General features: G+C 67.7%; 13 protein-coding genes. 6 read left to right on the forward strand and 7 right to left on the reverse strand.

Features of this window, described 5'->3' with window-relative positions:
• Positions 1-14: 14 nt before the first annotated feature.
• The 6 genes from fdxA to ACGLHS_RS02815 all read left to right on the forward strand — a co-directional run bounded on the left by fdxA (position 15) and on the right by ACGLHS_RS02815 (position 5,200).
• Entirely contained in the window at positions 15-344 is a 330-nt protein-coding gene (gene fdxA / locus ACGLHS_RS02790) for a ferredoxin (protein WP_394476629.1), read from the forward strand.
• Between the two features lie 39 nt (positions 345-383).
• Positions 384-1,298, forward strand: a complete 915-nt coding sequence (locus ACGLHS_RS02795) for a LysR family transcriptional regulator (protein ID WP_093237103.1) — start codon at positions 384-386, stop codon at positions 1,296-1,298.
• A 74-nt stretch (positions 1,299-1,372) separates the two neighbouring features.
• Positions 1,373-2,287: a LysR family transcriptional regulator gene (locus tag ACGLHS_RS02800; protein WP_394476632.1), complete on the forward strand. Its 915-nt coding sequence runs from the start codon at positions 1,373-1,375 to the stop codon at positions 2,285-2,287.
• A 67-nt stretch (positions 2,288-2,354) separates the two neighbouring features.
• Positions 2,355-3,119, forward strand: a complete 765-nt coding sequence (locus tag ACGLHS_RS02805; RefSeq protein ID WP_394476634.1) for a sulfite exporter TauE/SafE family protein — start codon at positions 2,355-2,357, stop codon at positions 3,117-3,119.
• A gap of 132 nt (positions 3,120-3,251) precedes the next feature.
• On the forward strand, positions 3,252-4,172 hold the full coding sequence (locus tag ACGLHS_RS02810) for a hypothetical protein (protein ID WP_394476636.1): 921 nt from the start codon (positions 3,252-3,254) through the stop codon (positions 4,170-4,172).
• Positions 4,169-5,200 carry a hypothetical protein gene (locus ACGLHS_RS02815; RefSeq protein WP_394476638.1) on the forward strand — a complete coding sequence of 344 codons (1,032 nt, stop codon included), beginning with the start codon at positions 4,169-4,171 and terminating at the stop codon, positions 5,198-5,200. The genes ACGLHS_RS02810 and ACGLHS_RS02815 overlap by 4 nt, the downstream gene beginning before the upstream one ends.
• Positions 5,201-5,239: 39 nt before the next feature.
• Here ACGLHS_RS02815 and ACGLHS_RS02820 read toward each other — a convergent pair whose 3' ends face one another.
• The 7 genes from ACGLHS_RS02820 to ACGLHS_RS02850 form a co-directional block, all read right to left on the reverse strand.
• Complete coding sequence (locus tag ACGLHS_RS02820; RefSeq protein ID WP_394476640.1) at positions 5,240-5,824, reverse strand: hypothetical protein; 585 nt, start codon at positions 5,822-5,824, stop codon at positions 5,240-5,242.
• Between the two features lie 110 nt (positions 5,825-5,934).
• Positions 5,935-6,504, reverse strand: a complete 570-nt coding sequence (locus ACGLHS_RS02825) for a nucleotidyltransferase family protein (RefSeq protein ID WP_394476642.1) — start codon at positions 6,502-6,504, stop codon at positions 5,935-5,937.
• A gap of 94 nt (positions 6,505-6,598) precedes the next feature.
• Positions 6,599-7,057 carry a RidA family protein gene (locus tag ACGLHS_RS02830; RefSeq protein WP_093237108.1) on the reverse strand — a complete coding sequence of 153 codons (459 nt, stop codon included), beginning with the start codon at positions 7,055-7,057 and terminating at the stop codon, positions 6,599-6,601.
• Entirely contained in the window at positions 7,054-8,028 is a 975-nt protein-coding gene (locus ACGLHS_RS02835) for a transglutaminase N-terminal domain-containing protein (RefSeq protein ID WP_394476645.1), read from the reverse strand. The genes ACGLHS_RS02830 and ACGLHS_RS02835 overlap by 4 nt, the downstream gene beginning before the upstream one ends.
• A 30-nt stretch (positions 8,029-8,058) precedes the next feature.
• Positions 8,059-8,874 (reverse strand): basic amino acid ABC transporter substrate-binding protein, encoded by an 816-nt coding sequence (locus tag ACGLHS_RS02840; RefSeq protein ID WP_394476647.1) that lies wholly within the window; start codon positions 8,872-8,874, stop codon positions 8,059-8,061.
• A gap of 127 nt (positions 8,875-9,001) precedes the next feature.
• On the reverse strand, positions 9,002-11,770 hold the full coding sequence (locus ACGLHS_RS02845) for a circularly permuted type 2 ATP-grasp protein (protein WP_394476649.1): 2,769 nt from the start codon (positions 11,768-11,770) through the stop codon (positions 9,002-9,004).
• A 63-nt stretch (positions 11,771-11,833) separates the two neighbouring features.
• On the reverse strand, positions 11,834-15,337 hold the full coding sequence (locus ACGLHS_RS02850; protein WP_394476651.1) for a DUF2126 domain-containing protein: 3,504 nt from the start codon (positions 15,335-15,337) through the stop codon (positions 11,834-11,836).
• Positions 15,338-15,366 lie beyond the last annotated feature (29 nt).

Raw genomic sequence — 15,366 nt, forward strand, 5'->3', positions numbered from 1 at the left:
CCGCCCTTCATGCCATGGCTTACGTCATCACCGGCGCCTGCATCGACATCAAGGACGGCGCCTGCGTCAAGTGCTGTCCGGTCGATTGCATCTACGAAGGCGAGCGCACTCTGTACATTCACCCGGATGAATGCATCGACTGCGGCGTTTGCGTGTCCGCCTGCCCCACGCAGGCCATCTACGAAGACCTTCGGCTGCCGCCCGAAATGGAACACTTCGCGGCCATCAACCGGGAGTTCTTCTCGGCCGGCGTCAGCGGGCTCGGCTCGCCCGGCGGCGCGGATGCGAAGCGTGTGGCATGCGACCACCCGGCGATTGCTGCAATGCCACAAATGGCCGGTTGAGCCGGTTGATCGGCAGGCACCAGAGGGGAGGGCCGGCTGATGCACGCCAGCATCCTCAAGTACTTCATCGAGGTCGCCAGTTGCGGCTCGGTGCGCAAGGCCTCCGAGCGGCTCTACGTGGCAGCAAGCGCCGTCAACCGGCAGATCCACAAGCTTGAAGACGAGCTGGGCGTGGAGCTGTTCGACCGCATGCCCAATGGCCTGCGGCTCAATGCGGCCGGCGAGCGGCTGCTCAAGCACGCGCAGGAAACGCTGCACCAGTACCAGGTGATGCGCACCGAGCTGGATGCGCTCAAGGGCGAGCGCACCGGCCACGTGAAGGTCGCGGCCATGGACTCCTTCTTCGAAGACATGCTGCCTTCGGCGGTGGAAGACTTTCTGCAGGTGTTCCCGGCCGTCACGTACACCATCACCGCCGTGCAGCCGATGGATGTGGCGCAGATGGTGATGTCGGGGCAAGTCGACGTAGGCATGACCTTCGTGAGCCGCCTGCCGGGCGGCGTGGCCGCCGTGGCGCTGGCGAACCTGCCGATCGGCGTGGTGATGCCGCCCGGCCATCCGCTGGCGAACCATGCCAGCGTGTCGCTGAAGGAATGCGCGCGCTACCCTTTCCTGCGCTCCAGCTCGCACCCCGTCATCAGCGCCGCGCTGTCGCCCGAGTTCGCCGCGTTCTGGGACGACATGGAGCCGGCCGCCACCTGCAATTCGACGCCCATGCTCAAGCGGCTCATCAGGGCGGGCAAGGGCATCTCGTGCTTCTCCAAGATCGCCTTCATCGAAGACCTGAAGCGCGGCGAGTTGATCTGGCGGCCCTTCGAGCTGCCCGCGCTTGACCAGCTGCAGGTGGGCATCGTGGTGCCGTCGCAGCGGGTGCTGCCGCATGTGACGCAGAATTTTGTCGGGCGCATGGCGCGGCGATTGACGCAACTGGAGATTGCGGCGGCCGCGGTATGACGCGGTGCGAGCGTGGCGGCGCGGGCGAGACGGACTAAGCTGGCGTTCCCGCGCGCTCGCATCGCCTTCTTTTCATGCTCACTCACAAACAGCTTCGCTACTTCGTGGACATCGTCGACGCGGGCAGTTTCAGCCTGGCGGCCGAGCGCCTGTTCATCGCGCAGTCGGCCCTGAGCCGGCAGGTCAAGGAAATGGAGTCGCACCTGCAGGTGCCGCTGCTGGCGCGCGACACGCGGCACCTGGAGATGACGCCGGCCGGCCGCTCGCTGTATGGCGATGCACGCCGCATTCTTGCCGCGCTCGACGATGCCGCCGTCAGCGCACGCCATGCGCAAAGAGGCATCGAGGGCACGGTGCAGCTCCTGCATTCGAGTTCGGTGCCGCTGACGGATGCGCTGCTGGCGTGCCTGAAAGACCATGCCCATCGCTGTCCGGGCGTCTCCATCGAGGTGTCGCAGCGCGCCTCGGAGCATCAGGCGCTGGACATCGAGCAGGGCATCGCCGACGTCGGCTTGGCGCGCGAGCCCTTGCTGCGGCGCTACCCCGGCGTGCAGCACGCGCCGATCTTTTCGGAGCCACTGGTCGTGGCGGTATCCGCCGCGCATGCGTTGGCGCAGAGGAAAAGCGTGGGCATCGCCGAACTGCGCGACGAGCCTTTCGTCGCCACGCCGCATCTGGAACGCGGCGGGCTGAGCCATCGCGTGGCCGAGCTGTGCCGCGCGCATGGCTATCACCCGACGGGCGCGCAGGTGCGATCGCGCAAGTGGTCGCAGCTGGCGCTGGTGCAGGCCGGGTTCGGCATTGCGATCGTGCCGGCGTCGATGGGGCGAATGGCACCCGAGGGTGTGCAGCTGCTCGCGCTCGATGACGATGGCGACAGCCACACCACGGTGCTGGTGCTGTGGCGAACCGAAGGCACGAAGCTGGCGCAAGACCTGGTGGCGTCGCTGCGCGCCGGCATGCAGGCGGTGCAGCCCGGATTCAGCTGATTTCGAGATCGATGCACGCCGCATTCGGCATTGGCGCGAAGCGGGCGAAGTGCCTAGATTCAGAGGCATGGATGCCATCGCCAATGCCTTGCCCGTCACGCTGCTTCAGTTCGCCATCGTCTGCACGGGTGTCGTCGCGGCCTACGTCATCTTCGGCATTGCAGGGTTCGGCACGGCGCTGATCGCCGGGCCGGTGCTGGCCAACTTCATTCCGGTGGCGAGCGTGGTGCCCTTGCTGGCGCTGCTCGATTTTTTCGCGGCGGTGACCAACGTGAGCCGCGATGCGCGCTCGGCCGATGTGGCCGAGCTGCGGCGGCTGGTGCCGGTGATGGCGGTGGGCAGCCTCTTGGGCGCGGCCTTGCTGCTGCTCGGGCGGCCGCAGCTGATGCTGCTGGCGCTCGGCATCTTCGCGGTGGCCTATGCGCTGTACTCGCTCAGCGGCATCAAGCCGGTGTCGCAGCTGTCGCCGCGCGCGGCGCTGCCGTTCGGTTTCGTCGGCGGCATCTTCTCGGCGATGTTCGGCAGCGGCGGCTTCATCTATGCGATCTATCTGTCGGGCCGCATCACCGCGAAGGAACGGATTCGCGTCACGCAGTCGACGCTGATCGGGCTCAGCACGCTCACGCGGGCGATCCTGTTTTTGCTGGCCGGCGTGTATGCGCAGGCTTCGATGCTCTGGCTGGCGGTGCTGCTGTTTCCGGCCATGCTGGTCGGTACGGCCGTCGGGCGGCGCATCACGCTCCGGTTGTCGCGCGAGCAGTTTCTCAGGGTGGTGGGCGTGGCGGTTTTGTGCTCGGGGGCGTTCCTGATCTACCGCTATGCGGTCGGTTAGAAAAGGCGACGAAAGAAGCGGGTGAGGCGGGCGCGTCGCGCCTCGTTTTTCGTGCGCGACGCCTTCTAGAATCCAGGCCCGCACTCGCCCGGCACCGCTCGGGCAAGGCGCATCGTTCATCTCATTTTCTGCATGCCTCTTTCTCGACCTCGCTCCGCTTCTCCCTCCTTCCTGGCTCTTCTTCTTTCTTCCATCATCGGCACGGCAGCAGCCCCTGCCTTCGCTGCCGATGCTGTCCTGACGCTGAACACCGATCGCGTGCAGGAAGACACCCACGCTCCCGCCCTCGATCTTGCGCTGACCCGCTTTGCCGGCATGGCATCGGGCTCGTACTACTGGCCTGAAGGCCTGCTGGCCGAGCAGCTGATCTCGGGGCTGTCGTCGCGCCGCGATCGCAAGCAGCAAGCGCTGCCGGACGGGCTGCAACTGCTGTCGTCGTACCGCCGGCCCTATGGCGGCAGCGAGCGCGCCGCCGTGCTGATCGACGGCCGCAGCGGCGATGTGCTGGCCGCGGCGCTGGTGCATCGCCAGTGCGGTGCGGGCTCGTCGTCCGCTGGTTGCCTGGACGACCAGCATGCGGTGCTGTCGATCTTTCTGCGTCCGGGCTTCGACCGCGCCAAGGCACAGCCACTGGTCGCATGGAGCCGCGAGGTGCCCGAGGAACTGCAGTCCGGCGAAGGCGAGAAGATCGCGAAGACCGAGTACGCCACGATGGATGCCGCGCACACCAGCGCACGCGCCGTCGAGCGACCGAAGGGTTTTTCGGCTGTGGTGCCGCTGTACCCGAAGTCGCTGATCTACCGCACCGCGCAGGACGCGCTGAGCGACGCGAAGGCACGGCGCGTGCTGCGCCTGCAAACCACGGACAGCATGGAAAAAGTGCTGGCCTTCTACAAGCAGTTGTCGCCGCCGCTCGAAGAGATGGAGTCGGCGCTGGACGCGCGCAGCGGCTACGTCGCCGGCACGCGCAAGGGCGTGGCCTTTTCCGTCAACGTGAAGCACGACCGGGACATGCCGGCCATCACCAACATCGAAGTCGAGATTTCTGAATGAATGCACTGATCCCCAAAACCATCGCTTCGCTGTTGCTGCTCGCCGGTGCCGCAGGCGCCGTCTGCGCCCATGCGCAGGGCGCTGCACCCGTGGCATCGTCGGGTGGACCCGTCACGACCGAATTGCCCGCGCCGCCGCTGCGTCTGAGCGAGCAGCCACGCATTCGCAGCGCCGTCATCGCCATGGTCGGCTATGCGCGCGGCAGCTACACCGAGGCCGATACGTTGATTGCGCAGCAGGTGCTCGAAGGCATGCGCTCCAGGCACGACATCACGCGCACCGTCTGGCCCGATGGGCGCAAGGTGATCGCTTCCGTGAATGGTGGCGATCACGGCGAAGAGCGCGCCGCGATGCTGCTCGACGCCGAAGGCCGGCTGGTGGCGCTGGGGCTGGTCAACGGCCATTGCAACGTGCCACCGACCGGCGACAAGCCGAAGGTGTGCAAGCCCGCGCCGCAGACGGTGCTGTCGATCTTCCAGCCCGCCGGTGCAAAGCAGGCGGATGCAGAGCCGCTGGTGGTGTGGGGCAAGACGCTGCCGGCGTTCCTGGCGGCCATGGCCGACAGCGACGACCCGGCGAAGGCGGCCGACGCGCAGAAGATCGCGAGCGTCGAATACATCGCCGGCCAGCCGGACGTGCCGGGCTGGCGCGTCGAGCAATTGCCGGCGGGCTTTCCGGCTTCGCTGCGGCCTTTGCTGGTGCAGACGGCCGAAGTGAACAGCACGGCCAGCGCCGGCAAGATCGTGTTGCCCAAAGGCCTTGCCGGCAAGCCGATGCGCACGGCGTACGAACAGTCGCAGCGCAACGAGCCGCGGCTGCCAGATGCCGAAGTGACGCTGCGCAGCTACGCCGACCTTGGCACGTTGGTCGATGCCTATCGCGAACTGGCGAAGGGCGCGAGCGTGGAAGAGGGCGGCCGCGAAATCGTGTTCAACGGCACCGACGGCGCCGGGCGCTACAGCGTCCGCCTGCGCGATGCGAAGGAAACCGGCGTGTTCATCACCGTGTCGAGCTGGAAGCGCAAGTAACGGGTTCTGCGCGCTGGGTGCAGCGTTCCTTCCCGACGATCAGCGCGTCTTTCGGCTTCCATTCAGCTTGTCGAGCGCGCGGCGAAAGTCGGCCAGCGGCATCGATTGCGATGCGTCCTTGTTGTCGGCTTCCGCCAGCGCGCGGCTTCGCCATCCTGGCGGGGTGCCTGCCGGGTTCTGGATCAGCCCGTGCACCGTGTCGCCTCGAACTTCCAGGATAGAGCTGCACATGTCGCTTCGCATCGATGGTCCCTCGCCCCATACCTGGAGGATCCACTCGGAGCCTTTGGGGAGCAGGGCGGTGTGACCCGTGGGCGGCAGGTTGAGCAGGTATCCGACGACCCAGCCTCCGCCTTGGAGTCTTGTGCCGATTTCGTCGCGCTTCCCGGCAGTGAAAAATTCAAGGATCTCGAACTTGAAAAGGTAGGGGTCTGGAGCGGGAAGCGATGCGTCAGTGTCGGTCGGTACCACTCGTGCCCGAACGATCCGGCCCTGGCGGCCGTGGTCGCGATACCACTTCACCGATTCAAGGAATGAGCTGTTGCCGGCGCATGACGTCGCGCCGGCAGAGCCTGCGGCCAGCATGGCAAGCACGAGTGCGCAAAGCGACAGGAACAGTCTCATCTTCTTGAGTCTCCAGAGGGAGGCGAAGAAATGATTCGTGGGGCCATCACTTCGTCGACTTCGGCACTATTTCGTCATGCGTGTCGCGAGTCAAGAAAGCTGAAGAGCGGTCATTGCCTGGGCTGCACGATCTGCAGCCACGGCCATCGGGCCCGATAGTCGCCCGCCTTCTTGAGAAACAGCTCGCGCATCGGAAGCAGCGGATTCATGCGCAGGATGCCCGCCGCAAGGTCGTCGAGCCCATCGGGCGCATAGAGCGTCTTGTCGGCCAGGTCGATACCGACGCGCGTGCAGGCGATCAGGTAGCGGTCGATTCCGTCGCGCGCGGAGCCGAGCCGAGGGTAGGGCGACTTGAAGCGCTGCTCGTACCAGAGGTGAACGCGCGCCTGGTTCTTGACCTCCACGCTCACGCCGAGATCGGCCACCGCTTTCTGCACGCGCTGGATCACGAGGTCTTCGGCGTCCCATGACAGGTCGGTGTCGTCGAAGTAGAAGACGTCGTAGTCCTTCACGCCCCAGCCGGGCGGCTTGCCCGACAGGCGATTCCATGTCGCCTGGAAGAGGCAACCGGCGGTCAGGAAGCCCTGGCGAAGCCCGAGCTTGGGCAGGCGCGAAAGCAGTGCGGCGTTGACCGGGTCCTGCATGGCTTGCTCGATCAGGCCGGTGGGTGTCAATGGCATGGGGCGATGCGGTCCAGCGCAGTGCGATGCAATGCAAAGAGGCCTGACGGCCATCGCCGTCAGGCCTCGAAGCGGGAATGTGCGAAAGAAGCGATCAGCCGATTTCGGCGATCAGCTCGATCTCGACACAGGCGCCCATCGGGATCTGCGCCACGCCGAAGGCGCTGCGTGCATGCGCGCCCTTTTCGGGGCCGAAGACTTCGGCGAAAAGCTCGCTGGCGCCGTTGGTCACCAGATGCTGTTCGGTGAAGGTGCCGACCGAGTTGACCAGGCTCATGACCTTGACGATGCGCGTGACCTTGTTGAGGTCGCCCACGGCCGCGTGCAGCGTGCCGAGCAGGTCGATGGCGATGGCGCGTGCAGCCTGCTTGCCTTCTTCGGTGCCGATGTTGGCGCCGAGCTGGCCGGTCCAGACCTTGCCGTCTTTCTTGGCGATGTGGCCCGACAGGAACACGAGGTTGCCGGTGCGTGCGAAGGGAACGTAGGCGGCCGCGGGGGCGGAGACGGGCGGCAGGGTGATGCCGAGGCTGGAAAGTTTGTCGTAAACGCTCATGGAGTTTCCTTGTCTTGGGATTGCGATTGTGTTCCGGTTTGGGGCTGCGCCTCGATCACTTCCCCCACTGGCTGCACGGTCACGCCGACCCTCAGCGTGTGGCGTGCGCCGCCATGGAGTACGCCGCGCATCGGCGAGACGTCGGAGTAGTCGCGGCCGATGGCCAGTGTGACGTAGTCTTCGCCTGGCTGGCGGCCGTTGGTGGGGTCGAAGTCGGCCCATCCGCCGGCACTGGCCGTGCCCTCGGCGCCTTCATCTTCGCCCGGCAGGTACACCGACACCCAGGCGTGCGACGCATCGGCGCCCACCAGCCGAGGCTGGCCGGGCGGTGGCTGCGTGAGCAGGTAGCCGCTCACGTAGCGCGCGGGCAGGCCCATGGTGCGAAAGCACGCGATCATGATGTGGGCGAAGTCCTGGCACACGCCCTTGCGCTGCGCCAGCGCTTCGACCGCGGGCGTGTTGATCTCGGTGCTGTCGGCGTCGTAGGCGAAGTCGCGGTACATGCGCTTGGTGAGGTCCATCGCCACGTCGAAGGTGGGGCGCCCGGGCACGAAGCTGGCGCGCGCGTACGCGTTGAAGTCGTCGTGGCGCGGCACGTAGGGCGAAGGAAAGACGAACTCGGAGGCCGCATCGAAGGTGGCGTCCTTGCGAAAGCGGAAGCGCTCGCGCACGGCCTCCCAGGGCAGCTCGCGCGCGATGGCCGGCGACAGCACCGGCGTCGAGGTTTCGACCACGCTTTCGGCCGTGACCACCAGCCGGTCGTGCGTGGCCTCGAGCGCGAAGAAGGCGCGCGTGTTGCCGTACAGGTCGGGCAGCTCGCTGCGCTGTGCGGGCGGCGGATCGATCGCGAGCTTGTGGCTCACCAGCCGCTGCGAGTCGGTGGCCAGCGGCTTCAGGTGCGCCAGGTGCTGCGCCGTCTCGACCGGCGGCGCGTACTCGTAGCGGGTTTCGTGGGTGACGTGAAGCAGCATCGCGCAGGCCGGTAGATCGGGGGCTTCTTTTTACTTCGACTCGGCGCCGAAGTACGAGGCGTAGATCTTGGCGTAGGTGCCGTCGGCCTTGACTTCGTCCAGGCCCTTGTTGATCTTGGCGAGCAGCTCGGCGTTGCCCTTCTTGACTGCGATGCCGTAGTGCTCGACCGGGAAGCCCGCGTCGCTCACCGTCTTGAAGCCGCCCGCCGCGTTGTTGGCCAGGTAGTGCACGACCACGCCGTTGTCAGCCACCACGGCCTGCACGCCGCCGGCTTCCAGTTCCTTGAGCGCGAGCGGCGTGGACTCGAAGCGCTTGATGGCGGTGCTCGACTTGCCCAGCAGCTTGCCCACGACTTCGTCGCCGGTGGTGCCGTTCTGCACGCCGATCTTCAGCGACTTGATGTCCTCGAACTTCACGACCGGCGAGTCGGCCTTGACCGCGATCAGTTGCCGGGCATCGAAGTAGGGCTGCGAGAAGTCCATGGTCTGGCGGCGCTCGTCGGTGATGGTGATGGCCGACACGAGCAGGTCGCGGTCGCCCTGGTCGAGCGAGTTGAAGATGCCTTCCCATGGCGTGTTGACGAACTTGACCTCGATGCCGGCCTTGGCCGCCACGGCCTTGACCACGTCGATGTCGAAGCCCACGACATCGCCCTTTTCATTCTGCGATTCGAAGGGCGTGTAGGCGGCGTCGGTGCCAACCACCAGCACGCGCGCCGCGGCGGGTGGGGGCGGCGGCGCGGAAGCGGCGGCAGGCGCGGCGGGTTCCTGCTTGCTGCAGGCGGCAATGGCGAGCGCCGCGAGGAGACCAGCGGCAGTGAGTGCGAAGCGACGGTTGATGTGCATGATGGAAAGTCTCCTTGGAGTTATCGGGGAGCGCCGCGAAGCCGGCCTTGCCGGCCCGCGGGCGTTGTCCCTGGCGAGGGGAAGTGCGAAGCGGCACGGAGTGCGCGATGCATGGGAAAGGGCCCGGTCACGCGCCGACGGAGCGCAGCGATTCGGAGGTGAGCGTGAAGTACCGCGTGCCGATGGCGTCGGACACGTGATAGGCCGCCGTCTCGCAGTTGGCGAGCAGCTGCACGAGCGCGGGGTAGTTCGCGTCGGGGCCGGCGGCGCACAGGTGTTCGAGCGTCCAGGTGGCCGGGTCGGGCAGCTCGTACGACAGCGCGGTCAGCTTGCCGGGCGCGCTGCCGGCCAGCCGCGCGATGCGGCCGCGCAATGTTTGCGTGACCCATGCGAGCGAGCGCGGGTTCTCGGCGTCGAGCACCAGCAGGTCGACCAGCGTGGCGACGTCGCGGCGCTGCTGGTAGCGCGCGTGGAAGGTGATGGTGCTGTCGAACAGCGCCACCATGGCCTCGAAGCCGCTGACCTCGTGCACGGCGCCGTTGTCGAAGCCGGCTTCGAGGGCGTTCGACAGGAAGCCCAGGCGCTCGATGTGGCGGCCGATCGACAGCAGCCGCCAGGCGTCGTCGCGCGTCATGCGGTCGGTTTGCGCGCCGGTCATGGCGGCCAGCGCGGTGCTGGCGGATTCGAGGGCGCGCAGCGCGGCGCTGGTGGCAAAGCTGCCTTCGCCGGCCTGCTCGGCGGCGCGCCGCAGGAAGTCGGTCTCGGCACGCACGATCTGGTTCCAGTTGTCTTGCGAGAGTCGTTCGCGCACCGCCGCCGCCGCCTGCCGGATGCAGCGCAGGCTGTAGCCGACGCTGCCGCCCTTGTCGGCGTCGCCGAGCTCGGCCACGAGCGCGCGCTCGAACACGCGGCGCGATTGCGGCGCGCTCGGCACGCCGGCCGGCACCAGCGCGTTGCGCAGCGCTATGCGGTGCAGCCATTCGAGCAGCGGGCGCGACGACTGGTCTTCGCCGCCCAGCAGGTTGAGCGTGAGCCGCGCCAGCCGCACCGCGTTTTCGGCGCGCTCGGTGTAGCGGCCGAGCCAGAACATGTTCTCGGCCGCGCGGCTGGTGACAGGCGCGCGGTGCCGCGCCAGCGAGGCCGGCGTGGCGTGCGGCTGCAGCAGCGTGGTGCGGTCGACCTCGCCATGGGTCTGCACCCACACGTCAGCGCTGCTGCCGCCGCGCTGCATCGACGCGATCTGCGCATCGGGCCCCGCGAGTCGCGCCAGCCCGCCGGGCAGCACGCGCCACGACTGCGCGCCGTCGCTCACCGCGAACACGCGCAGCAGCACCGCGCGTGGCGCGATGTGGCCGGGGCCCATGTCGTTGGCCCAGGTCGGCATCTGCGACAGCGGCAGGTAGCCCTGCACGGTATGGACATCGCCTTCGCGCACGATGCGGCCGGCCCATTCGTCGAGCTCGCGCCGGCCGAGCTGGCTGCCGAGCACCGCATCGAAACTGGCGCGGCCCTCGAAGCCGGGGTAGGTGGGCTTGATGGCGCAGTCGCCGAGTTGCGGCAGCACGGCTTCGAGCGCGGCGCGTTCGCCGCACCACCAGGTGGGCAGCGCGGGCAGCTTGAGCTTTTCGCCGATCAGGCGGCGCGCCAGGCCCGGCAGAAAGCCGAGCAGCGCCGGCGATTCGAGGAACGCCGAGCCGGGCATGTTGGCCACCAGCACATTGCCGGCGCGAATGGCCTGCAGCAGGCCGGGCACACCGAGCGTGGAATCGGGGCGCAGCTCCAGCGGATCGAGGAACTGGTCGTCGAGCCGCTTGATGAGGCCGTGCACCGGGCGCAGGCCCTGCAGCGTCTTGAGGTAGAGCCGCTGGTCGCGCACCGTGAGGTCGCTGCCCTCGACCAGCGTCACGCCCAGGTAGCGCGCGAGGTAGGCGTGCTCGAAGTAGGTTTCGTTGTACGGGCCGGGCGTGAGCAGCGCGATGTGCGGCGGCACGCCGGCCGGGCACATGCGCTGCAGGCCGTCCATCATGGCGCTGTAGGTGGCCGCGAGGCGCTGCACCTGCAGGGCCTCGAAGGCTTGCGGAAACTGGCGCGTGATGGCCAGGCGGTTTTCGAGCAGGTAGCCCAGGCCCGAAGGCGCCTGGGTGCGCTGCGACACCACCCACCAGTTGCCGTCGGGGCCGCGCGCCAGGTCGAAGGCCGTGATGTGCAGCCAGGTGTCGCCCGGCGGCTTCACGCCGTGCAGCGCGCGCAGGTAGCCGGGGTGGCCGCGCACCAGCGCCGGCGGCAACAGGCCTTCGGCCAGCAGTTGCTGCGGGCCGTAGACGTCGGCCATCACGCGGTCGAGCACGCGCACGCGTTGCAGCACGCCGGCTTCGATCTGGCTCCAGCTTTCGGGCGAGACGATCAGCGGGAACAGGTCGAGCGACCACGGCCGCTGCGGGCCGTTGGCGTCGGCGTAGACGTTGTAGGTGACGCCGTTGTCGCGGATCTGCCGCTCGAGGCTGACCGCGCGCCGGGGCAGGTCGTTGAAGCCGCCCGGGCCGAGCTGTTCGAAGAAGGCGTTCCAGGCGGGCGTGAGCGGGGGCTGCTCGCTGGAGGGGGACGGGGCTTGCGTCTGCGACTGGGCCTGCTGCGAGGACGATTGGGATTGGGATTGGGATTGGGACTGCGATGGCGCCGGCGGCGCCGGGCGCTCTACCGCCGTGTCGTACAGCAGCGGCGCTGGCGGTGGCGTCGGCGCGCCACCCGAAACGGGCCGCACCGGGGCGGCCGCCGTGGCTTGTCCACGCAGTTCGTCGAAATGTCCGGGCAGGGCGGCCGGTGCGAGCGCCGACGCCAGGGCCGCTGGAAACTCCAGTGCCTGGGCGTCGAACAGGGATTCGTTCAAAGGTTCCACAGGGGGTGGATTGTCACACTGCCGTCACGGCATGGCCGATCGGGCAATGTGCTAAGGGCACCCTCAGCGCCGCAGATCCAGCGTGAACGGGAATTCGCGGCTGCCCGGCAGCTCGATCGTGGCCGGCGGCGTGCGCACCAGCCCGGGCGTGTGGCCCATGCGCGTGAAGCGCGAATGGCGGCGGCTCTCGGCCTCGTAGGCATTGACCGGGAAGGTGTCGTAGTTGCGCCCGCCCGGGTGGGCCACGAAGTACTGGCAGCCGCCCAGCGAGCGCTTCATCCAGGTGTCGACGAGGTCGAAGGTCAGCGGTGCATGCGCGCCGATGCTGGGGTGCAGTGCCGACGGCGGGTTCCACGCCTTGTAGCGCACGCCCGCGACGAACTCGCCGGTCACGCCGGTGGGCTGCAGCGGCAGCACCTTGCCGTTGACGGTGACGACGTGGCGGCTTTCGTTCAGGCCGGTCACGCGCACCTCGATGCGCTCGAGCGACGAATCGACATAGCGCACCGTGCCGCCGGCCGAGCCTTCCTCGCCCATCACGTGCCAGGGTTCGAGCGCGTTGCGCAGCGACAGCTCCACGCCCATGGCCTGCATCTGGCCGACCAGCGGGAAGCGGAACTCGAAGTGCGGCGCGAACCAGTCGGGGTCGAACGCGAAGCCGGCCTGGCGCATTTCGCTGATGACGTCGTCGAAGTCCATCTTGACGAAGGTCGGCAGCAAAAAGCGGTCGTGCAGCTCGGTACCCCAGCGGGTGACGGGCGCCTTGTAGGGCTCGTCCCAGAAACGGGCGACCAGCGCGCGGATCAGCAGCTGCTGCGCGATGCTCATGCGCGCATGCGGCGGCATTTCGAATGCGCGCAATTCCAGCAGGCCAAGGCGGCCGGTGCTCGAATCGGGTGAATAGAGCTTATCGATGCAGAACTCGCTGCGGTGCGTGTTGCCCGACACGTCGATCAGGATGTTGCGCAGCGTGCGGTCGACCAGCCATGCGGGCATGTTCTGGCCGTAGATCTCGCGGTTCTTCGCGATCTCTTTCAGGGCAATTTCGAGCTCGTAGACCTGGTCGTTGCGCGCCTCGTCCACGCGCGGCGCCTGGCTGGTCGGGCCGATGAACATGCCCGAGAACAGGTAGCTCAGCGACGGGTGGTTGTGCCAATACAGCAAGAGGCTCGCAAGCAGCTCGGGCCGGCGCAGGAAGGGGCTGTCGGCCGGCGTGGCGCCGCCCATCACGAAGTGGTTGCCGCCGCCGGTGCCGGTGTGGCGGCCGTCGGTCATGAACTTCTCGGCCGACAGGCGGGTTTCGAACGCGGCGTTGTAGAGGAACTCGGTATGGGCGACCAGTTCCTTCCAGTTGTGGGCCGGATGGATGTTGACTTCGATCACGCCCGGGTCGGGCGTGACGGCCAGCATCTTCAGGCGCGGATCGCGTGGCGGCGGATAGCCTTCCATCACGATCTTCACGCCCAGCTCTTGCGCGGTGGCTTCGACGGCGGCAACGAGGTCGAGGTAGTCCTCCAGGCGCGCGAGCGGCGGCATGAAGACATAGAGCACGCCCGAGGCGCTGCCCTTTTTCTCGGCCGAAGGGCCATTGGCGCGACGCGGATCGCGCACTTCGACGCACAGCGCGGTGCGCGTGACCCAGTGGGCCGATTCGCCGCGAAGGGGTTGGCGGGTGGTGGTGCTATCGGCAGCTGCTGCCGCCGCTGCATCGCCGCTCGCCGCATCGCCGGGGCGCTGCATGCGCAGCGACGCGGGCACCACGGGCGGTGTGCCGAAGGTGTAGGGCACGTCGCCCAGGCCTGCGCCAGCCGCACCGGCCGTGCCCGTGCTGTAGCGCGCACGGTAGTCGGCCGAACTTGGCAACGCGCCGCGCGGGGCGGTCGGGTCGCGCTCGATCAGGTAGGGGTAGTCGCCCTTGCTGGCCCACGGTTGCGAGTCGAGCGGCAGGCGATAGCCCATGGGCGAGTCGCCCGGGATCAGGTAGAGGCGGTCGTCGCGCAGGAACCAGGGGCCGGTCTTCCAGGCCGGGCCGGCGAGCGCGGGAGCGTCGCTGTTGGCGTTGCCGGGCTCGATGGGCAGCATGTAGCCGATCACCGCGTCGAGCTTCTGCGTGAACACGCGGCGCAGGCGCACGCGTTCGAGTTCGTCGTCGAGCTTCGATTCGAAGGGGTCGACGTTCACCGGCAGGCGGCGTTCGCGCCAGAGGTAGTAGTAGACGTCTTCGTAGCCGGGCTGGATGTAGCGCTCGGTCAGGCCGAGCTTGTGGGCCAGCACGGTGGTGAAGCGGCGCGCGTCTTCGCTCGTGTAGTGCGTGGGAAAGCGCTCGTCGGCGAACAGCGAAGGGTCGTGCCACAGCGCCTGGCCGTCGGCACGCCAGAAGATCGACAGCGCCCAGCGCGGCAGTTGCTCGCCCGGGTACCACTTGCCCTGGCCGAAATGCAGGAAGCCGCCGTTGCCGTACTCGGCACGCAGCTTGTGAACCAGCTCGGTGGCGTAGCCGCGCTTCGTGGGGCCGAGGGCGTCGGTGTTCCATTCGGGCGCATCGCGGTCGCTGGTGGCCACGTAGGTCGGCTCGCCGCCCATGGTCAGGCGCACGTCGCCGGCCTTCAGGCGCGCATCGACCACGTCGCCCAGCGCCAGCACTTCGGACCACTGCTCTTCGGTGTAGGGCTTGGTGACGCGCGGCGATTCGTAGATGCGCGTGACCGTCATCTCGTGGCCGAACTCGACCTCGGATTCGTCGACGCCGCCCTCGATGGGCGCGGCGCTCGACGGCGTGGGCGTGCAGGCGAGCGGGATGTGGCCTTCGCCGGCCATCAGGCCCGAGGTGGCGTCCAGGCCGATCCAGCCGGCGCCCGGCAGGAACACTTCGCACCAGGCGTGCAGGTCGGTGAAGTCGACCGTGGTGCCGCTCGGGCCGTCGAGCGACTTCACGTCAGGCGTGAGCTGGATCAGGTAGCCCGAGACGAAGCGCGCCGCCAGCCCGCAATGGCGCAGCAACTGCACCAGCAGCCAGCCCGAGTCGCGGCACGAGCCGCTGCCGTTGGTGAGCGTTTCTTCCGGCGTCTGCACACCGGGCTCCATGCGGATCAGGTAGTTGACGTCTTTCTGGACCTGCTGGTTGAGCCCGACCAGGAAGTCGATGGTGCGCTGCGTCTTGCGGTCGATCTTGTCGAGGTAGGCGGCCAGCAGCGGCGTGGGCGTTTCAGTGACGAGGTAGGGCGCAAGCTCTTCGGTTTGCGAGGCCGTGTACTTGAACGGGAAGTTCTCGGCCTGCGGTTCGAGGAAGAAGTCGAAGGGGTTGTAGACCGCCATCTCGACCACGAGGTCGACGGTGACCTTGAATTCACGCGTTTTCTCGGGAAACACGAGCCGCGCCTGGTAGTTGGCGAACGGGTCCTGCATCCAGTTGACGAAGTGCTCCGCGGGCTCGACCCGCAGCGAGTACGAGATCACATTGCTTCGGCAATGCGGCGCGGGCCGCAACCTGACGACCTGCGGGCCCAACTGCACCAGGCGGTCGTATTTGTAGTGGGTGACGTGGTGGAGTGCGGCGTGAATGGACATGCGTTTTTGTGTGCAGTACTGGCAGATTG

Source organism: Variovorax sp. VaC1 (assembly GCF_043658315.1).
Taxonomy (GTDB): domain Bacteria; phylum Pseudomonadota; class Gammaproteobacteria; order Burkholderiales; family Burkholderiaceae_C; genus Variovorax.